A 19,881-nucleotide genomic window follows, 5' to 3' on the forward strand; every position below is an offset into this window, starting at 1 on the left:
CGGCTCATCGGATGAGCCGGGCCCTTCTTGTCTCGCCGCCGCTGACGGGTCGCCCGTCAGTCCGTCAGTACCGAGAGGTCCTGACGGGTGGTCGGGACCGCGACCATGCCGCCGTCGTTGGGGAGCGGCTGGATCGTAAACATCGGAATGCCATCCTCCGGGAGGGCGAGGGTGCGGGAGGCGTGGACCGGGCCGCCCCCGGTGGTCTCCACCGTCAGGGCGTAGGAACCCTTCAGTCCGGCGGGCAGCGGCGGGGTGACGGCGAGCGTGCTGCCCTTCTTTACGGTGTAGGTACGGGAGGCCGCGGTGCCGCCCTCGGTCCCGGCGGAAGCGGTCACGGTGACCTTCGCCTCGGCGGTCGGGGCGGTCAGGGAGAGCGTGGAGCCCTTGGCCCGGTTGTCGGCGACGGTGGCACGCTCGCCGACGGCGGCCGTGGCCGGGATGAAGGCGACCTCACGCTGGTCGCCCTTGCCGCGCACCACGCGCAGGGCGGCGACCACCGGGACACGGCGGGAGGGACTGGCGGGGCTGATGATCAGTGAGCCCGCCTCGCCCTTGGTCACGTCGTTCAGTTCCAGACTGGTCGTCATGCCCGATTTGAGATGCAGCGACTCGGCGCCCAGCGGGACGAACCGGCCGCCGGGGCCCGCCAGCTCGACCTTCAGCTCGGCGTCCTCCTCGCCCGGGGCGTAGGCGACCAGCCGTACCGAGGTGGCGTCGGCCGGGATACCCGGCAGCACCTGGGTGGGGGCGGGATCAGCGGTATGGGTGAGCCAGTCGGTGCCCACCGAGGGTTCGGCGGTGCGGATGACGGCGCCGATCCGCCCCGAACGGGTCGTCACCCGGACCGTGACGTCCGGGGACGCCTCCTCGGTGAGGGTGGAGAGCAGGATCGGGAAGCTGGAGACGGCCGAGACCGGGATGCCCTCGGTGAGCATGGTCTTCAGCCGGCCGCCCTTGCCGTACAGCTCGATGTCGACGACGGCGGGGCTGTCGTCGGGGTTGGTGAGATGGATGTAGTCCTGGCGTTCCCTGGCGGTCGAGGCGCCGGGGAACCAGAACTCCGTGTCCGGGGCGGTGCAGCTCATCCCGAGCACCCCCCGGGAGTCGCCCGCCGCGACGGTGGTGGTCTGCTGGGCGCTCCAGCCGGGGGCGAGACGGCCGGTGGCGGTGCCGATGAGGGCGGGGGCGTCGCCGCCGTCGGCGCTCGCGGCGGCGGGGCGGCCCGGTTCGGTCAGCGAGAGCAGCGGTTTGGCGACGGCCTGCTGGGCGGCCTTCTTCTTGGGGTCGACGGGGGCGGCGCCGGTGGGCCGCAGGGCCGCCGTGCCGCCGGTGCTCCCCGCGCCTCCCGCGCCTCCCGTGCTTCCGGCGGTTTTCGCGGCCGGGGTGACGGAGGTGTACGCGGTCTCCGCCAGCTCGGACGTGCCCGGCGACGGGCAGAGCAGGCTGGAGCGCTCCACGGGCAGCGCGACGGGCACCCGGGGCCCGGTCCCGGCCGCCGTCTCCCCGGAACCGCCGCTGAGCGAGGCGGCCCCGGTCACGGCGGCGAGCGCGGTCACGGCGGCGATCAGGGAGAGGGTGGTGCGCTTCACTCGGACTCGCCTCGGCTCGGGTCGGCGGGACGGGGGCCGGCCTGGCCGCCGGAGGGGTCACGGTGCTCCTGGCCGCCGTGACCGTCGTAGCCGCCATGGCCCTCATAGGACGCGTAGGGCTCGGAGGACTCATAGTCCGGGTATCCCGCGTACGGGTCGTACGGGTCGTACGGGTCGTACGAGGAGGACGAGGCATACGAGGGATACGCGGCGTCAGAGGTGTACGAGGACGGGGAACCCTCCTGCTCCGGATAGGCCTGCTGGGGCGGGAGCGCTCCGGGCTGGGGCCCGGCCGGGATGTACCCGGTGCCGGGCTGGGCCGGGGACCAGGCGTCGGCCGGAGTGGCGGGGGCGGCCCAGGTGTCCTCGGCCCGGGGGTGCGGGACGGCGGGTTCGGGGCGTGGCGCGGGAGCGGCCGACCGGGGCTGGGGCTGGGGGCCCGGGGGTGGCCCGGCGGGGCCGGGGTCCTGGGCGAGCCCGGCGGCTCCGGTGGCCCCGGCGGGCTGGGCCGGGGGCATGGCCCCCGGGGCCGGGACGGCGACCGGTTCCGGCGGGGGGCCCGGGCTCCACGCGCCCTCGGGGGCCGGGGCCGGGGAGACGCCCCCGGGCTCCGGCTGGGCCGCGCGCAGCCGCCGGGCGCGGCGGGAGTCGCCGTCGGCGGTGGTGTCGGCCGCCCCGGGCACCGCCAGAGGCTCGCCGAGCTGGTCCGGCAGATCGGGCAGATCGGGCAGGTCGGGCAGATCGTCATGGGGGTGGACGCGTCGGCCGGGCAGCGCGAGGACCACCAGGACCAGGGCCAGGGTGACCTGGGTCCACACCCAGGCGGTGTGGGTGGCCGGGTTGTCGTAGGTGAGGCGGAGGCGGCCGCCCTCACCGGGGAGTTCGAAGCCCTGCGCCCAGCCGTCGACGGTGGTCCTGGGCAGCTCGCGGCCGTCGAGGGTGGCCCGCCATCCCGGGTCGGCGCGGTCGGCGATCCGCAGCACGCGCCCCTCGGGGCCGGTGGGGATCTCGGTGTCGGCCTCGACGGGCCCGGCGGCCACCGGCAGCGGCTCGGCCCCCTCGCGGACGAGGGTGGCGCGGGCGACCTGGCGGTCCACCCGCCACAGCGCGCTGCCGTCGAGCTGGCTCAGCCGGCTCAGTCCGGGAGTGGCGTCCAGGGTGCGGGCGATCTGGCGCGGGGCGCCGTCGCGGACGAGGACGTACCGGACGGCGAAGCCGCCGAGCTCCCGGGTCTGGTCGGCGCCCGAGCCCGCCACGAGGTTGGCGACGGCCCGGTCGAGCCGGGTGTCACCGCCGCCCGCGCGGGCCAGCTCCGCGTCACCGAGCCGGGCCCCCGACCCCCGTACCAGCGTGTACGGGACCCGGGCGGCGGAGGTGCCGCCGAGGACGAGGGTGCGGGGCTGGTCGCGGGTGTCGCTCTCCTCGGCGACGAAGGCGGGCACCTGGATGGGGTCGCGGCGCTCCAGCGGGCCCGCCGCGCCGCTGACCATCCAGCTGACGGCGGCCAGGACCGGGCCGAGCGCGGCGGCGACGGCGACGAGCACGGCGGCGGGCTGGCGCCAGCCGAAGCTCTGCGCGGCGACGCGGGTGCGGCCCAGTTCGGCGCCGACGGCGGCGGCGGCGAGCAGCGCGAGCCCGTAGACGAGGGTGGCGGGCCCGGCCCAGCCCTCCCGGTTGGTGAGAACGGCGAAGACCAGTCCGGTGAGGGCGGCGGCCCAGGCCGCGCGGACGGCGAACGTCCGCTCCTGCCGCAGCAGCGCGGCGAGCGCGGCGAGGACGATCCCGGTCAGCACGAGCCCGCCGACGGCCTTGGGTCCGCCGGGGCTGATGCCCAGCAGGTCCAGCGCCGAGGCGGCGCCGGAGCCCAGCGGCAGCCCGGCCTCGCGGAGGAAGGCGGCGGGGTCGGTGAGCAGCGTCAGCGACCAGGGCGCGAGCAGCAGCAGCGGCGTCCCGAGGGAGGCCAGGGCGCGGAGCCCGTACGCGGTGATCTCGGCGCGGCGCAGCACCAGCACGGCGGCGCCGAGCACGACGGCGATCGGCCAGATGACCGGGGTGAAGGCGGTGGCGATGGCCAGCAGCAGGGCGTAGGCCCAGGTGGCGCGCCAGGAACCGCGGGTCCCGGACCGGCCCAGGCCGTGCGCGGCGACGGCGGCGCGGGCGATCAGCGGCAGCAGGACGGCGAGGACGGCGGTGCCCAGGCGTCCGGTGGCCAGCGCGCCGGTGGCGGCGGGCAGGAAGGCGTAGGCGATGGCGGCCCAGGCGCGCAGCAGCCGGGAACCGACCAGCGGCCGGGAGGCGAAGTAGGCGGAGAGCCCGGCGAGCGGGACCGAGCAGACCAGCAGCACGGTCAGCGCCAGCCCGGTGGAGCCGAGGAAGAGCGCGGACAGGGCGGCGAGGACGGCGAGGTACGGCGGTCCGTCCTGGGTGCCGCCGGTGCCCAGGGCGTGCCAGTTGTCGGCGTAGCGGGACCAGAGCCCGGAGACGTCCGGCGGCGCGGGCAGCAGCGCGCCGCCCATGAGGGCGCCGGTGCCGATCAGCCCCCGGCAGGCGATGAGGGAGACGAGGAGCAGAACGGCGAAGAGAAGCGGCGCGGGTCTGCGCGCGATCTTCTTCAGCCGGGCGAACTGCTCGACCTCCAGATAGTCGGCGTCGTCGCCGCCGGGTCCCGACTCGACCGCGCCATGGCGGGAGCCGGTGGACTCGGCGTCGCGTCCGGCGCCGAGCTGGGCGGCGATCTGTTCGGCGGTGGCGCGGATGGTCGCACCGGCCGGCGGGAACAGGGGCCGCAGCTCCCGGGCGTCCACCGCCCCGGCCGCGCCCCGGGCCCGGCGGCCCGCGAGGATCCGCTCGGGCCGCAGCAGGACGGCGGAGAGCCCGGTGATCTCGTCGACGGCCTGCCCCGGGGCCTTGCCGAGGAGGTAGGCGAGGGTGCGCAGCACGGTGCCGAGGACGACGCGCAGGAGGACGTACGGAAGGGCCGCGCCCCGCGCGTTGGTGAGCAGGGTGTAGACCGCGCCCGCCTTGTCGACGCGGTGGGGGCTGGCGACCGAGCGGCCCGCGCAGTCGACCGTACGGCGTTCGCGGGAGGCGGCCTCGGCGTGGCGGAGGACGGCGTCGGGGGCGATGAGGACACGGTGGCCCGCGCGGTGGGCCCGCCAGCACAGGTCGACGTCGTCGCGCATCAGCGGCAGCCGCCGGTCGAACCCGCCGAGCCGCTCGAAGACATCGCGCCGGACCAGCATCCCGGCGGAGGAGACGGAGAGGACGGCGCGGATCTGGTCGTGCTGGCCCTGGTCCTGTTCGCGGCGGTCCAGACCGGTCCAGCGGCGGCCGCTGTTGGCGATGGAGACCCCGGCTTCGAGCAGCTGCTTGCGGTCGTACCAGCCACGGAGTTTGGGGCCGACGATCGCGGTGTGGGGGTCGGTGTCGACGACGCGCAGGAGTTCGGCGAGGGCCTCGGGCTCGGGCGCGCTGTCGTCATGGAGCAGCCAGAGCCACTGGACGGGCTCGCCGTGGGGCAGGTCGGGCAGGTCGTAGGCGTCGTCCCGCCAGCTGCGGGTCGCCGGGTCCCAGGCGCTGGGCCGCCGGAGATAGGGCAGGTCCTGGGGCGTGAGCACGGGCGCCGTGCGGGCGGCCTCCTCGACGGCGGCGCCGAACCCGGTCCGCCGCGCCAGATGGAGCACCCGGTCCGGGCCGAGCGCCCGCGCCAGCAGGGCCGCCGACGCGTCGCCGCTGCCGGTGTCGGCGGCGACGGCGTTCTGTACGGGGCGGGTCTGCTCCAGGAGTCCGGCGAGGACGTCGGGGAGCCAGCGCGCGCCGTCGTGGGCGACGAGGACGGCGGTCACGACGTGCCGGGGGAACTCCGGGGGCTGTGGTGAGTGCGCGGTGCCGGGCGCGGCGGTGGTGGCGGACATGGGGGTACGGGCCCTCCGGCCGGGGGCGCCCCATCGGGGGCGCTGGAGCGTCTGGGACGGGGCCCCACACTAACGCTTGGGCGTGGGCGCGCCGTCCGCTCCCGGGTCGGCGCCCGCCGCGTACGGGCCCCGGTGTCGGCCCGGTTGGGCGGTGGTGACGGCCGGGTCGGGGCCGAGGTGACGGCCCGGCTGGAGCGGTGGGTCCAAGGCGCCCGGCCCGGTGGCGGTGGCCCGGAGGCCCCGAGGCCACTGAAAGCACTCAAGGCACTGTGAAGGCACCGCGAGCACCGAAGACACGGAGGGAGCCGGGAGAGGCCGAGATGCGGGAGAGGGCCGGGGGCTCCTGGTCGCTGGGCCTTCCCCGCGCGTTACCGCGCCGTCCGCGCCGTCACACCTCGCCGTCCGCGCCGTGCCCGGCCGGACACCGCCGCCTCCGCCCGTCCCCCGCGCGGCGGTCACCGTACGCACGCGGTGGGCCCTGAGCACCGTCCCGCGCGCCCGCCCGAGGACGGTCCTCCGCCCGCCCGGCGGAACCGGCGCCCTCGCACGGGGAGTTCCGGGCCCCACGCGCGCCGCGGAGCCTGACCGCGGCGGGCGGTGGCGGCGGGGCCGCCGGGCCCAGCCCCCGCGCGAGCCGGATACGGGCCCGGCGCCGGACTCATCCCCCGCTCCCCAGCCGCGGACAACCGGCATACCCCGCGCGGGGGCGGGGGCCGAACGTCCGGCTGCCGGGCCGTCAGACAGCGGCCTTCTTCAGGCGGCGGCGCTCCCGCTCCGAGAGCCCGCCCCAGATACCGAATCGCTCGTCGTTCGCCAGCGCGTACTCCAGGCATTCCGAGCGGACTTCACAGGCCAGGCAGACCTTTTTCGCCTCACGGGTCGACCCGCCCTTTTCAGGGAAGAAGGACTCGGGATCGGTCTGGGCGCACAACGCGCGCTCCTGCCAGCCGATTTCGTCGTCCGCGTCCTCGACCAGCAGTTGTTCGAACAGCTCGGTCATCTGCGCCCCTCGTCTGTCTGTGCGTCCCCGTGATGCTGCCGTGATGGGTTTCGGCCAAACGACACGAGTGAAATTACAAGTGCGTGGATCCAGGCCAGTCAAGCCGAGATCTGCTAGCGGGCCCCGTATTCACTCTGCGGAACCAAGGCTATGCGGAAAGTGTTCAAATCACCAAAAACCTGACACTTCCCTCGGGTGTATCGCCGCTCATTCGCATCGCTCCTTCCCATAAGGGGCTGATCGGGAGCTCCCTGGCGAACCACGTCGAACGTCCACCATGGGCTCCGTACGGGCTCCGCACAGGAAGGGACGACGCACGGTTCGATCTTGTTGCGATCCAGCCACTGAAGCGATCCGGATCACAGTCCGGCCGCGGGGCCGCGCCGATAGGGACCGCGCGGTCGCTCCCTTTAACGCGCGAAAGCCGCGGCCCAGCACGGTTGCTGCGCCATGTCTCCGGTCAGAGAGGAGCACAAACCTTTCTCCGCTCGCCGTAGCCGGATGAGTGAAACATTGCCGCCAGACCGATCAGCGAGTTGACATGAAACCGGCGCACCCGTCACCGTGGGTCGCATGTCAGTGCCCTCAGCGCCCCCCGCGACCCGTGCACGCGGGCTTCACAGCGCTGTCCAGACGCGCTGTCGCTGTCACTGTTGCTGTTCCTAGCTGTCGATGCGCTAGCTGATCCGGCTCCTCGAAGCCTCCAGCCGCCCAGCGGTCTCGTTCCACGATCTCTTTCGCATGGCAGCTCTCCGTGGTCGCGCCACCCTCTTCCCCGCGCGGCCCCATCCGCTTCCGCCTTCGCGGTCGTCCGCGAAATCCGCTGAGGAACTCCCGCACATGAACAGCGACCTCCAGATCGCCGGTGACATCCTTTCCGTCCAGCACCTCCTCCAGCCCCCGGCCGAGCGGCCGAGCACCGTGGCCGACTTCGTCGGTCTCGCCCGTTCCATCGCCGGGGACCGCGACCAGTGGGCACCCCTGGTGCGGTACGACGCCACCACCCGCTGGTACCACCGGCTGCGCACCGGGCCGGGGTACGAGGCGTGGCTCCTGTCCTGGGTGCCCGGCCAGCGCAGCGGTCTCCATGACCACGGCCCCTCCTCCGGGGTACTGACCGTCCTCGACGGCGTCCTCACCGAGCACACCCCCCGCGCCACCCGCGTCCTGGGCCCCGGCGCCCAGCGCGTCTTCGCCCCCGGCTACGCGCACGAAGTGGTCAATGACGCCCTGGAGGGAGCCGTCTCCCTCCATGTCTACTTCCCGGGGCTGACCGAGATGCCGATGCACTCCGCACGGTGCGTCCCCAGCACACGGGACACCGTGGCCGTGTGAGGCCCGCTCACCGGGGCCGTGACCGCTTCGCCGGGGTCACGGCCCCGGGTCGTGTCCGTACGAGGGCGGCGAGCCCGTCCCCGTACGGATGACCGGAGCGGGCGCGTACCCGTGGACCGGCGGCGGGCGCGTACCGGCGCCGAAACGATCGCGCGGGGCCTGAGAGACTCCTCCCATGCGCATTGTGGTTCTGGCAGGCGGTATCGGCGGCGCGCGGTTCCTGCGCGGCCTCAAGGGGGCCGCGCCCGACGCGGACATCACGGTGATCGGCAACACCGGCGATGACATCCATCTCTTCGGACTGAAGGTCTGTCCCGACCTCGACACCGTGATGTACACCCTCGGCGGTGGCATCAACGAGGAGCAGGGCTGGGGGCGCAGGGACGAGAGCTTCACCGTCAAGGAGGAACTCGCGGCCTATGGCGTGGGGCCGGAGTGGTTCGGTCTCGGCGACCGGGACTTCGCCACCCACATCGTGCGGACCCAGATGCTCGCCGCCGGATATCCGCTCAGCGCGGTGACGGAGGCCCTGTGCACCCGCTGGCAGCCCGGCGTACGGCTGCTGCCCATGTCCGACGACCGCGTCGAGACCCATGTCGCCGTCGAGATCGACGGTGCGCGGAAGGTCATCCACTTCCAGGAGTACTGGGTGAAGCTGCGGGCCGCCGTGCCCGCCGAGGCGGTGGTGCCCGTCGGCGCCGAGCAGGCCAAGCCCGCGCCCGGGGTGCTGGAGGCCATCGCCGCGGCCGATGTCGTGCTCTTCCCGCCGTCCAACCCGGTGGTCAGCGTGGGCACCATCCTCGCCGTGCCCGGGATCCGCGAGGCGATCGCCGAGGCCGGGGTGCCGGTGGTGGGGCTCTCCCCCATCGTCGGGGACGCGCCCGTGCGCGGGATGGCGGACAAGGTGCTCGCGGCGGTCGGGGTGGAGGCCACGGCCGCCGCCGTCGCCGCGCACTACGGCTCCGGGCTGCTCGACGGCTGGCTGGTGGACACGGTCGACGAGAAGGCCGTCGCCGAGGTGGAGGCCGCCGGGATCCGCTGCCGCGCCGTACCGCTGATGATGACGGACGCGGAGGCGACGGCCGAGATGGCGCGGCAGGCGCTGGCGCTGGCCGAGGAGGTCCGGGCGTGAGCGCGAACGGCGTCATCGGTCCGGCCGGGGCGGGCTTCTCGGTACGGGCCGTGCCCGGGATGCCGGAGGTGCGGCCGGGCGACGACCTCGCCAAGCTGATCGCCACCGCCGGGCCCGAACTCCTCGACGGTGACATCCTCCTGGTCACCTCGAAGATCATGAGCAAGGCGGAGGGGCGGATCCTCACCGCCGACGACCGCGAGGCCGCCATAGACGCGGAGACCGTACGGGTCGTGGCCCGCCGCGGCCCCCTGCGGGTGGTGGAGAACCGGCAGGGGCTGGTGATGGCCGCCGCCGGGGTGGACGCCTCCAACACCGCCGCGGGCACGGTGCTGTTGCTGCCCGAGGACCCCGACGCCTCCGCCCGCGCCCTGCGCGAGGGGCTGCGGACCGCGCTCGGGGTGGACGTCGGCGTGATCGTCACCGACACCTTCGGGCGGCCCTGGCGCCAGGGCCTGACCGATGTCGCCATCGGCGCGGCGGGCGTCCGCGTCCTGGACGATCTGCGCGGTGGCACCGACGCCCACGGCAACCCGCTGAACGCCACCGTCGTCGCCGTCGCCGATGAACTGGCCGCCGCCGGTGACCTGGTCAAGGGCAAGACCTCCGGGCTCCCGGTGGCCGTGGTGCGCGGGCTCGGCCATCTCGTCGCGGACGGGCCCGACGCCCGCGCCCTGGTGCGGCCCGCCGCCGAGGACCTCTTCCGGCTGGGGACGTCCGAGGCGGTACGGGAGGCGGTGACCCAGCGGCGCACCGTCCGCTCCTTCACCGAAGCGCCGGTCGACCCGGCCGCCGTACGGCGCGCCGTCGCCGCCGCCGTCACCGCGCCCGCGCCGCACCACACCACACCGTGGCGGTTCGTGCTGCTGGAGTCCCCGGCCGCCAGGACCGACCTCCTCGACGCCATGCGCGACGCCTGGATCGCCGATCTGCGCCGCGACGGCAAGCCGGAGGAGTCCATCGCCCGACGGATCCGGCGCGGCGAGGTCCTGCGCCGCGCCCCCTACCTCGTCGTCCCCTGCCTGGTCATGGACGGCTCCCACCACTACGGCGACGAACGCCGGGACACCGCCGAGCGCGAGATGTTCGTGGTCGCCACCGGCGCGGGCGTACAGAACTTCCTCGTCGCCCTGGCCGGGGAGGGGCTGGGGTCGGCGTGGGTGTCGTCCACGATGTTCTGCCGTGACGTCGTACGGAAGGTGCTGGCGCTGCCGCAGGAGTGGGACCCCATGGGCGCGGTCGCGGTCGGGCACGCGGCGGCGGCGCCCGTGGCACGGGCGGCGCGGGACGCGGAGGACTTCCTGACGGTGCGGTGACCTGGGTGGCGGGGTTCTCCCCGCCACCTACAGGAGGCCGATGTCCACGCGGGGCATCTTCGGCGTGCGGCGCGGCGGGACCCGGCCGCCGAGCAGGATCAGCCGGGCGGCCCGGTGGCGCTGGCCCGCGTACGGGGTGAGCAGCTCCAGCATCGTGGCGTCATCGGCGTCCCGGTCGCCCGCGAGGGCGTAGCCGACGATCCGGGGCAGATGCAGATCGCCGAGCGTGAGGGCGTCCGGAGCGCCATTGCTGCGCTGGACCGTCTCCGCCGAGGTCCACGGCCCGATCCCGGGCACCAGCTCCAGCCGGGCCATCGCCTCCTCCGGGGCCATCGACGCCGCCTCCTCCAGCCGTCGCGCGACCCGCGCCGCGCGCACGATCGTGGCGGCCCGCTTGTCGTCGACGCCCGCGCGGTGCCACTCCCAGGAGGGGATCAGCGCCCAGCCGCGCGGATCCGGCATGACCCGCATCCGGGGGGCCGGCCCCGGGGCGGGTTCGCCATGGCGCCACAGCAGCAGCCGCCAGGCGCGGTACGCCTCGTCCGTGGTGACCTTCTGCTCCAGTACGGAGGGGATCAGCGACTCCAGCACCAGACCGGTCCGGGTCAGCCGGAGCCCCGGGCTGCGGTGACGGGCCAGCGCGACCAGCCGGTGGCGCGGGGTGAAGGACTCCGGCTCGTCCTCCGCGCCCAGCAGCGCCGGGGTCCCCGCCAGCAGCCACTCCGCGCCCGGCCCCCAGGCACGGGCCTCCACCGACGCGCCCCGCGCCGCCAGACAGAGGGTGCCGGGGCCCTCGGGGGTGCGGCTGGCCCGCCAGAACGTGCCGTCGGGCGCGGTCCGGAAGGTGGGGTCGGCCGGACCCCGGCGCAGCGGGCCGAGGGTGAGACCCAGGTCCACGGGGGCGGGCGGGGTCCAGACCCGGGTGCGGGCGGGTCCCGCCTCGGGGCTGGTGCGCGCGCCGGGCGTGGTGGTGCGGCGGGAGACGAAGCGGCCTGACACGGGTCCTCACTCGGAGGGGGCTGGGCTGGGGGCTGGACCGGGGCGGGACTGGGGGGGAACTCTCGACCACCTTTCGCGCCCGGGCTTTCGAGGGTAGGCGATCCGGGCCCGCCGCTCCTGGCGCGAGCGGCGTCCGTGGTCGCGCGTACCTCGCCGTGGTCGCGCGTACCTCGCCGTGGTCCGTCGTGGCCCCGCGTGGCCTCGTCGTGGCCCCGCGTGGTCCGTCGGTGCTCCCGCGTGTGCCCTGGTGTCTCCCGTAACGCCGGACCGCCCCCGCGGTGGACGACGGCGGGGGCGGGCGGCTGAAGGTCTACAGGTCCGAGGAGAAGCGGACGGAGGCGGCGGGGAGACGGGCGCCGCACCAGACGCGGGCGCCGTCGCGCAGCTCGTTGTCGGGGCCGACGAAGGCCGCGTCCCCGATGACCGTCTCCCGGAGCGTGGTGCGCGCGCCCACGCGCGCGCCCGAGCCGACCAGGGAGGAGGAGATCACCGCGTTCTCCTCCACCACCGCCCCGCGCAGGATCACACTGCCGTCGATCCGCGCCCCCGGCGCGACGGTCGCCCCCTCGCAGACCACCGTGCCGCCGGTCAGCTTGGCGTCGGGCGCGACGCTCGCCGACTCCAGGACCAGCCGGTCGCCCCGCCGCCCCGGCACCGCCGGGGAGGGCACCCGTCCGAGGACGAGATCGGCGGAGCCCCGGATGAACGCCATGGGCGTGCCGAGGTCGAGCCAGTACGTCGAGTCCACCATGCCCTGGAGATGGGCCCCGGCGCTGAGCAGGCCGGGGAAGGTCTCCCGCTCCACGGAGACCGGGCGCCCGGCGGGGATGGTGTCGATGACCGAGCGGCGGAAGACATAGGCGCCCGCGTTGATCTGGTCGGTGACGATCTCCTCGGGGGTCTGCGGCTTCTCCAGGAAGGCCGTGACCCGGCCGGTGCCGTCGGTGGGGACGAGACCGAAGGCCCTCGGGTCGGGCACCCGGGTCAGATGGAGGGAGACATCGGCGCCGGAGTCCTGGTGGGTGGCGACCAGGGCCCGGATGTCCAGGCCGGTGAGGATGTCCCCGTTGAAGATGAGGACGGGATCGTCCGGGCCGGAGTGGAGCCGGTCGGCGACGTTGCGTATCGCGCCGCCGGTGCCGAGCGGCTCCACCTCCGTGACGTACTCCAGGCTCAGCCCGAACGCGGAGCCGTCGCCGAAGTACGGCTCGAAGACCTCCGCGAGATAGGAGGTCGCGAGCACGATGTGTTCCACGCCCGCCGCTCGCGCGCGGGCGAGCTGGTGGGTGAGGAAGGGGACGCCCGCCGCCGGGACCATCGGCTTCGGCGTGTTGACGGTGAGCGGACGCAGGCGGGTGCCCTTGCCGCCGACCAGGAGGATCGCTTCTGTCACCGTGTCGTCTCTGCTTCCTGCTCCGGAGCGGGTGGGGACCGTCCACGGGACCGCGGGGCCAGGGGGCCGCCGGATCCCGCGTGGGATCAATCGTTCGAGATCGGTCAGTTTATGCACCGGCGGTGGAACCGGTACGCCTTACCGGTACGGGTCGGGCGCAGGCCGGCGGTACGGCCCAGGTACGGGCCGCCGCCGCCGGGCGGACCCGGGCCACCGGTACCGGTCAGCCACGTCCTTGCAGCCGGGCGGAGGCGCTGCGCGTCGCGGGGAGCTTCTTGTAGAGCCGGGTGCCGGGGCAGTCGGTGCTGAAGCCGTCCCGGTGACCGGAGATGACGTTGAAGCGCACCTTCTTCCCCTTGCGGTGTTTGCCGCTGCCGCCCGAGGTCAGCGTGGTCTTGCCGCGGGGGTTGCCCTGGTCGAGCCCGATCTTCCAGGCGGTCAGCCGGGCCACTCCGTTCACCGCCGCGGCCGGTGGGGTGGTGCGACTGTAGGTGCCGATGACCGCGATGCCCATGCTGTTGCGGTTGAACCCGAGGGTGTGGGCACCGAGGACCGGCCTGCCCACGCCACCCGCCCGGCCCTCGTAGATGTTCCCGCACTTGTCGACGGCGAAGTTGTAGCCGATATCGCGCCAGCCGCTACTCACGACGTGGTAGCGGTAGATACCGCGGAGGACGGAGGGAGTCTGGTTGCACGTGTAGCCGTTGCCGGTGGCGCTGTGGTGGACGAAGGCGGCCTTGACCTTCTGGGTGTAGACGAAACCGCGTTGGCGCAGGGACTCGTTGGCGCCCCAGCCCTTGCGGGTGACGATCCGGGGGCGGGGGCCGACAAAGGGGGCGGCCTTGGCTTTGGTCTTGGTCTTTGCCTTGGCTGTCCGGGCTGTGGCCGCCCGGACGGTACGGGCCTGCGGCGCCGCCGTCGTCCGGCGCGGGGCGGCCGAGGCGGGCAGGACCGCGAGTCCCCGCCCGGCCGGGGCGGACGCCTCCCCCGGGTCCACCAGATCGAGCCGGAGCCCCGTCGGCAGCCGCTTCCCGGCCGCGGGGCGCACCCGTACCTCCACCGCGTCGGAGGGGCCGACCCAGAGCGGCGCGGTCGCCCCCCGGACCGGGCGCCGCCGTTCCCGGGTGTCGGGGTCGGCGCCGTGCTCGTGCTGGTGGGTCTCGACGCTCTGCCACAGGGACCAGCGGCCGGTGGCGGCGGAGCGGGTACGGACGCGGACGGTACCGCGCAGTTCGGCGTCGGGGTCCGGCCAGACCACCCCGGCCAGCGAGAAGGGGGTCACGTCCGTGGTGCGCAGCACGCGCTCGCCGCCGGGCGCGGGGGCGCGGGTGCGGGGGGTGAGGGGGAGCGACTGGGTGGAGCCCGGGACGCCGGGGGTGGCCTTGAGGCCATCGGCCGGGGTGTCGGAACCCGGAGCGTCGGCTGAGGTTGCGGCCGGGGTGGTGTCCGAGTCGGCGGCCGGGGTGTCGGAAGCCGGAGCGTCGGCCGGGCTGGCGGCGGCCGGGGTCTGGGCTGAGTCGTCGGACCGGCCCGTGGACGCTGGGCCGTCGGGCGGTATGCCGGGGACCGGAACGGCCGTCGGACGCTCCGGTGCCGCCTGCGCCCCGGACGGCAGGGCCAGGGGAAGGACGAGCGCGGCGCAGGCCGCGGCGGTTATCGAGGAAGCCAGATATCCACGCATAGCGATATGGGAGCGTGCCGCCGCCGACTCCGCGCGCCGGAACGCGGCGGAACCATCCGCAACGCCCTCCGGATGGACCAGGGCGCTTCACCCCGACCGGAGGACCCCGTCACCGGTACGGCGGTGGGGCGACCCCCGGCCCGGCGTACCCTGTGGCCGGTGAACTCCAGCGACCGTACCCCCGCCGACCTGCTGCGATCCGCGCTCGCCACGGATCCCGGGCGCCCTTTGATCACCTTCTACGACGACGCCACCGGTGAGCGCGTCGAATTGTCCGTCGCCACCTTCGCCAATTGGGTGGCCAAGACGGCCAATCTGCTCCAGGGCGATCTCGCCGCCGAGCCCGGTGACCGGCTGGCGCTGCTGCTGCCCGCGCACTGGCAGAGCGCCGTCTGGCTGCTCGCCTGTTCCTCGGTCGGGGTGACCGTGGAGATCGGGGGCGAGGCCGCTGACGCCGATCTCGTCGTCAGCGGCCCGGACACGCTGGAGGAGGCGCGGGCCTGTTCCGGGGAGCGGGTGGCGCTGGCGCTGCGCCCGCTGGGCGGCCGGTTCCCGCAGACCCCCGTCGGCTTCCTGGACTACGCGGTCGAGGTGCCCGGCCAGGGCGACCAGTTCGCCCCGTACGTCCCGGTGGATCCCGCCGCGCCCGCGCTGACCGTCGACGGCCGGACCCTGAGCGGTACGGAGGTGGTGGACCGGGCCCGCGAGGACGCCGCCGCGCTCGGGCTCGCCGACGGCGCCCGGCTGCTGACCGGGCGCGGCTACGGAGGCTGGGAGGGGCTGTCGGCGGGGCTGTTCACCCCGCTGGCGACCCGGGGTTCGGTGGTGCTCTGCCGCCATCTCGACCAGCTCTCCCCCGAGGGTCTGAGCCAGCGGGTCGCGAGCGAACGGGTCACCAACACCGTGCTCTGACCAGGGCGTCGGCCCGCCGCACCCCAGCGGGTCGCGGGGGTGCGGCGGAGGTCACCACAGCACCTCCACGGCATGTCCGGGATTTTTCTCCGGGTTCTCCCCGGCGCCCGCCGGATTCCTCGCGGAATCACACCCGGGCTGCTGCGAGGATTCACCCGGGCCCGCCACACGGTTCCTCCCCGGCTCCCCTGCCGGGAAGTGCCGTGGAACTCTCCGTGGGGCCGCTCCGGATCCGTCAACGAACCTCCGCGCGATGCCGCGTGACGCCCTGGGGGTGGGGGTGCCCGCATCCCCGCCCCAACTCCGTTGGCATGATCGGTGATACACGTGATTCCCCGCACAACCATGCGCGATGTTCAGCCGTCTAGTCCTGAGATCGGCGGTCCAGCGCGCCGCTGACGGCTTGAAGGATGGACACAGACGTGACCGACAGTGCCGGCACTCCGACCGGCTCCGACGGCCGGGCCGGGGACGAGCGCGAGCACCCCAAGAACCTCAAGGACTCCAAGAACCTCAAAGGCTCCCCGTACGCCATGGATTCGGCGACCGTGGACGCTGAGACCGGCCCGTCGTCCCGCCCCCTGGCGGACGAGGGCACCACGCCGGACGGCGACGGCCCCGCCGTGCCCGCGCAGCGGCGCTCCCCGGACACCGCGGCGCCCGGCGTCGAGGCCCCGGACACGGCCTCCGCCGAGGGTGACGCCGACGGCCCCCGCAATGAGCGGCCCGCACAGGGCACCGCCCCTCAGCCGGACGCGGACGCCGGCACGGACACAGGCACGGACGCGGGCGCGGGCGCAGGCACAGACGCCGGTACAGGCACAGGCACGGACGCGGACACACAGGCAGCCATCGCCCCGGAGAGCGCGGGGGAAGCCACCACGGCCCGGAAGCCCGCCGAGGCCGCGATACCGGCCCCCGCCCCCGAGCCCGGGGCGCCCGGTATATCCGGGACCGGCGCGATACCCGGGCCGTCCGGGATATCCGACGGCACCGACCCCGCCTCCACCACCGACCCTGATCCCGGGCCCGCCGCCGCGGCGGAGCCCGGGGGCGACGACCACCCCGCCCCATCCGGCACCACGGCACCACCGGCCACCGAACCCGCCACCGAACCGGTCACCAAGCCCGCCACCAAGCCTGATGACACGCCGGGTGACGCGCCTCCCGCTCCCCGCCCCCGCCGCACCCGCAGGCGCCGGGTCATCCGCTGGGTGGCCTTCGGCACCTCGCTCGTCGTCCTGGCCGCCGCCGGGGTGGCCTGGTGGTTCTACCGGAAGCTCGACAGCAACATCACCACCGACACCACGGCCGCCGCCGAGTTGAGGACCTATGAGCAGGAGCGTCCGACACCGATCGTGATGGACGCCAAGAACATCCTGCTGCTCGGCTCGGACAGCCGCTCCGGCAAGGGCAACCGCAAGTACGGCCGCGACGACGGCGGCTCACAGCGCGCCGACACCACGATCCTGCTCCACATCGCCGCCGACCGGCAGAGCGCGACGGCCATCTCCATCCCGCGCGACCTGATGGTCACCATTCCCGCCTGCCGCCGCACCGATGGCGGCGAGGGCCGCACCCGGGAGCAGTTCGCCCAGTTCAACTGGGCGTTCGAGTTCGGCGGCGCCGCCTGTGCCATCCGTACCGTCGAGCGGATGACCGGGGTGCGGATCGACCACCACATCGTCATCGACTTCCACGGCTTCACGAAGATCGTCGACGCCGTCGGCGGGGTGGAGATGTGCCTGGACCGCGCCATCCAGGACCGTGACGCGCGGCTGGACCTGCCCGCCGGGTGGCAGAAGCTCGACGGGGAGGACGCCCTCGGCTTCGTCCGGGTGCGCAAGAGCGTCGGCGACGGCAGCGACACCGAGCGCATCGGCCGCCAGCAGGACTTCCTCGCCGCGCTGGTGGAGGAGGTGCAGAGCAGTGGGGTGCTGCTCAATCCGACCCGGCTCTATCCGGTGCTGGACGCGGCGACCCGCTCGCTCACCACCGACCCCGGGCTGAACTCGCTCAGCGACCTCTATGACCTGGCCCGGTCCGTCCAGAGCGTCCCGACCGACCAGGTGCGCTTTCTGACCGTGCCCCGGCAGCCGTATCGACTCAACCCCAACCGGGACGAATTGGTGCAGCCCGCCGCGGAACAGCTCTTCACACAGGTGCGCGAGGACACCTCCGTGACGGTGATCCCCTCGGCGAGCGGCTCCGCCGACGGAGCCAGTGGAGCCAGTGGCAGCCCGGACGCCGCACCTGGAGCCCGGCCGACCGCACCGGACCGTAGCCCGGCCGCCGAGCCGACGTCCCAGGCGGCGCCCCGGCCGTCGGCGTCGTCGGCCCTGTCGGCCCCGTCGCCGTCCTCGTCGGCGTCGGCGTCCGCGTCCGCGGAGAGCGCCCCGGCCACCACCGGCTCCACCCCGGATCCGGCGTTCTCGGGGACACGGGCATCGGCGGACACCTGTGCCTAGGGGCGCGACGTCGACGACACTCCCGAGCGGGCCCACGGGTAAAGCAATGACCAAACCCCGGTTGGCTCTCCAGACATATTGGGTGGAATGCCCGGGTGTAAGCGACGTGGAATGCGTCACGGACCTCGCACCAACCTGAATGAGGCGGATAGTGTGGCGCGATCTGGTCATCGATTCCGCGCCGTTCATCATCTCGCCGGACCGAGTGACCGAGCGCCCTTCGGGGGAGGCGCATTGCGTGGCAGCGACGGAGGACTCAAACAACCGTGGATGCGCAGAGCCGTGGGCGGGGCGACAGTGTCGACCCCGCTGACCAGTGGGTGCTCAACCCGCAGACCGGCAGTTACGAACTGCGACTGGACCAACCTCCAGCGCAGCCCTCCGCTGCGACCTCTTCGTCCAGAGACGGTGCCACCCCACCACCCCGGGATCCCGCGGCACCGCCGGTGAATCACGGCGGTCACCGCGCCCCGGGCCCGCGCTCACCCGAGCACCGCGCCCCGGGGCAGCAGGGCCGCCGCGCGGGGGCGCCCGGCCGGGAGGTCCCGGCACAGCGCTCACGCCACGCGGGTGACGCCTCCGGGGGCCAGCCGCCGGGCGCGGGCCGCCGTAAGCGGAAGCCCGCCGCGAACCGGAAGAAGAAGGCCCTGATGTGGACCGGCGGCACGCTCGCCTTCGTCCTCGTCGCGGGCGGGATCGGTGCCTACCTCGTCTACCAGCACTTCGAGTCCAACCTCTCCACGGTGGACGTCGCGGGCGCGGGTTCCGGCGGCTTCAAGAAGGACCAGGCCGTCAACATCCTGGTCATCGGCACCGACAAGCGGACCGGCAAGGGCAATGGCGCTTACGGCGACAAGAACAGCGCCGGTCACGCCGACACCACGATCCTCTTCCATGTCTCCAAGGACCGCACCAACGCCACCGCGCTCTCCATCCCGCGCGACCTGGTGATGGACATCCCGGACTGCGAGACCAAGACGGACGGCGATACGAAGGTCATCCCCGGCACCCCGAACGTCCGCTTCAACGAGAGCCTCGGCCAGTTCGGACGCGACCCGGGCTGCACCATGCGCTCGGTCAAGGAGCTGACCGGGATAGAGGTCGACCACTTCATGATGGCCGACTTCAACGCCGTCAAGACGATGTCGACGGCGGTCGGCGGCGTCCCGGTCTGTCTCGCCAAGGACATCAACGACGTCAAGTCCAAGCTCAACCTTCCGGCGGGCACCCACAACATCCAGGGCGAGCAGGCGCTCGCCTTCGTCCGCACCCGGTCGTCGGTGGGCCACGGCAGCGATCTGAGCCGGATCGAGATCCAGCAGCAGTTCCTCAGCTCGCTGATCCGCAAGATGAAGTCGGGCGACACCCTCACCAACCCGGCCAAACTGTGGGACCTGGCCGAGGCCGCGACCAGCGCGCTGACGGTCGACACCGGGATAGGCAGCATCAGCAAGCTCCAGACGCTCGCGCTGGAGCTGGCGAAGGTGAACCCGAAGAACATCACCTTCACCACCGTGCCCGTGCTGGACAACCCCGACCGCGCGACCGTGCGGCTCAACGAGGAGCAGGCGCGCCCCCTCTTCGCCATGATCCAGAACGACACCTCGCTGACCGAGGTGGAGCAGAAGGCGAAGGCGGCCAAGGCGGCGCAGGCCGGGCTGCTCAAGGGCCCGCGCGCCGAGCCCTCCGAGGTCAGGGTGAAGGTCCTCAACGGCAGCGAGACCCGGGGCGTGGCCCTGAGCACCCTGCGCTGGCTCCAGCTGGAGCAGGGCGTGGCCAAGTCCAGCAACGAGGGCAACGCCCCCGAGAAGCTCGCCAAGACCCAGCTGGAGTTCGCGCCGAACCAGGCCGACCAGGCCCGTAAGGTCGCCGATCTGATGGGGCTGCCCGCCACGGCGCTCAAGCAGGGCACCACCCCGGCCGGTGAGCTGGACTCCATGACCCTCACCCTCGGCGCCGACTTCAAGGGCGCGGGCGTGCCGATAACGGGACCGGCGAAGGCCCCGGCGGGCGTTCAGAAGGTCGAGGCGGACAAGCAGGTCTGCGCCAAGTGAGGGCGCGCCGCCGCGGGTACGCGCCCGCGGCGGACGGCGGTCCCGCACCCAGAACGAACCGCCGGCTCCGGGCCCTGCCCGGGGC

The 19,881-nt window shown here is 74.1% G+C and carries 12 protein-coding genes; 6 read left to right on the forward strand and 6 right to left on the reverse strand.

The features are described 5' to 3' along the window. Positions 1 to 56: 56 nt before the first annotated feature. The 3 genes from ACFVIM_RS19615 to ACFVIM_RS19625 all read right to left on the reverse strand — a co-directional run bounded on the left by ACFVIM_RS19615 (position 57) and on the right by ACFVIM_RS19625 (position 6,506). Entirely contained in the window at positions 57 to 1,592 is a 1,536-nt protein-coding gene (locus tag ACFVIM_RS19615) for a DUF5719 family protein (RefSeq protein WP_384302835.1), read from the reverse strand. Continuing rightward, positions 1,589 to 5,506 (reverse strand): glycosyltransferase, encoded by a 3,918-nt coding sequence (locus tag ACFVIM_RS19620; RefSeq protein WP_384302837.1) that lies wholly within the window; start codon positions 5,504 to 5,506, stop codon positions 1,589 to 1,591. Before ACFVIM_RS19620 ends, ACFVIM_RS19615 begins: the two co-directional genes overlap by 4 nt. A gap of 736 nt (positions 5,507 to 6,242) precedes the next feature. Beyond that, the gene (locus tag ACFVIM_RS19625; protein WP_006348971.1) at positions 6,243 to 6,506 is read right to left on the reverse strand and encodes a WhiB family transcriptional regulator; all 264 of its coding nucleotides are present in this window, start codon (positions 6,504 to 6,506) and stop codon (positions 6,243 to 6,245) included. An 840-nt stretch (positions 6,507 to 7,346) separates the two neighbouring features. On the opposite strand from ACFVIM_RS19625, the gene ACFVIM_RS19630 reads away from it, so the two are divergent. The 3 genes from ACFVIM_RS19630 (at position 7,347) to ACFVIM_RS19640 (ending at position 10,289) form a co-directional block, all read left to right on the forward strand. Next, complete coding sequence (locus ACFVIM_RS19630; RefSeq protein ID WP_384302839.1) at positions 7,347 to 7,841, forward strand: cysteine dioxygenase; 495 nt, start codon at positions 7,347 to 7,349, stop codon at positions 7,839 to 7,841. A 175-nt stretch (positions 7,842 to 8,016) separates the two neighbouring features. Further along, positions 8,017 to 8,973 (forward strand): 2-phospho-L-lactate transferase, encoded by a 957-nt coding sequence (cofD, locus tag ACFVIM_RS19635; RefSeq protein ID WP_384302841.1) that lies wholly within the window; start codon positions 8,017 to 8,019, stop codon positions 8,971 to 8,973. Next, complete coding sequence (locus ACFVIM_RS19640) at positions 8,970 to 10,289, forward strand: coenzyme F420-0:L-glutamate ligase (protein WP_384302843.1); 1,320 nt, start codon at positions 8,970 to 8,972, stop codon at positions 10,287 to 10,289. Before cofD ends, ACFVIM_RS19640 begins: the two co-directional genes overlap by 4 nt. A gap of 27 nt (positions 10,290 to 10,316) precedes the next feature. Here the strand turns inward: ACFVIM_RS19640 and ACFVIM_RS19645 are convergent, their stop codons facing one another. The 3 genes from ACFVIM_RS19645 to ACFVIM_RS19655 form a co-directional block, all read right to left on the reverse strand. Then, on the reverse strand, positions 10,317 to 11,288 hold the full coding sequence (locus tag ACFVIM_RS19645) for a DNA-3-methyladenine glycosylase family protein (protein ID WP_384302845.1): 972 nt from the start codon (positions 11,286 to 11,288) through the stop codon (positions 10,317 to 10,319). A 310-nt stretch (positions 11,289 to 11,598) separates the two neighbouring features. After that, positions 11,599 to 12,681 carry a sugar phosphate nucleotidyltransferase gene (locus tag ACFVIM_RS19650; RefSeq protein WP_384302847.1) on the reverse strand — a complete coding sequence of 361 codons (1,083 nt, stop codon included), beginning with the start codon at positions 12,679 to 12,681 and terminating at the stop codon, positions 11,599 to 11,601. 223 nt (positions 12,682 to 12,904) lie between these two features. Next, positions 12,905 to 14,362 carry an N-acetylmuramoyl-L-alanine amidase gene (locus ACFVIM_RS19655; RefSeq protein ID WP_384302849.1) on the reverse strand — a complete coding sequence of 486 codons (1,458 nt, stop codon included), beginning with the start codon at positions 14,360 to 14,362 and terminating at the stop codon, positions 12,905 to 12,907. 159 nt (positions 14,363 to 14,521) lie between these two features. Between ACFVIM_RS19655 and ACFVIM_RS19660 the strand changes: the two genes are divergently transcribed. The 3 genes from ACFVIM_RS19660 to ACFVIM_RS19670 all read left to right on the forward strand — a co-directional run bounded on the left by ACFVIM_RS19660 (position 14,522) and on the right by ACFVIM_RS19670 (position 19,796). Next, positions 14,522 to 15,274 carry a TIGR03089 family protein gene (locus ACFVIM_RS19660; protein ID WP_384302851.1) on the forward strand — a complete coding sequence of 251 codons (753 nt, stop codon included), beginning with the start codon at positions 14,522 to 14,524 and terminating at the stop codon, positions 15,272 to 15,274. Between the two features lie 980 nt (positions 15,275 to 16,254). Next, positions 16,255 to 17,742, forward strand: a complete 1,488-nt coding sequence (locus ACFVIM_RS19665; protein ID WP_384302855.1) for an LCP family protein — start codon at positions 16,255 to 16,257, stop codon at positions 17,740 to 17,742. A gap of 266 nt (positions 17,743 to 18,008) precedes the next feature. Further along, positions 18,009 to 19,796, forward strand: a complete 1,788-nt coding sequence (locus tag ACFVIM_RS19670; RefSeq protein WP_384302853.1) for an LCP family protein — start codon at positions 18,009 to 18,011, stop codon at positions 19,794 to 19,796. The last annotated feature ends 85 nt before the right edge of the window (positions 19,797 to 19,881 follow it).

Source organism: Streptomyces sp. NPDC057638 (assembly GCF_042800315.1).
Taxonomy (GTDB): domain Bacteria; phylum Actinomycetota; class Actinomycetes; order Streptomycetales; family Streptomycetaceae; genus Streptomyces.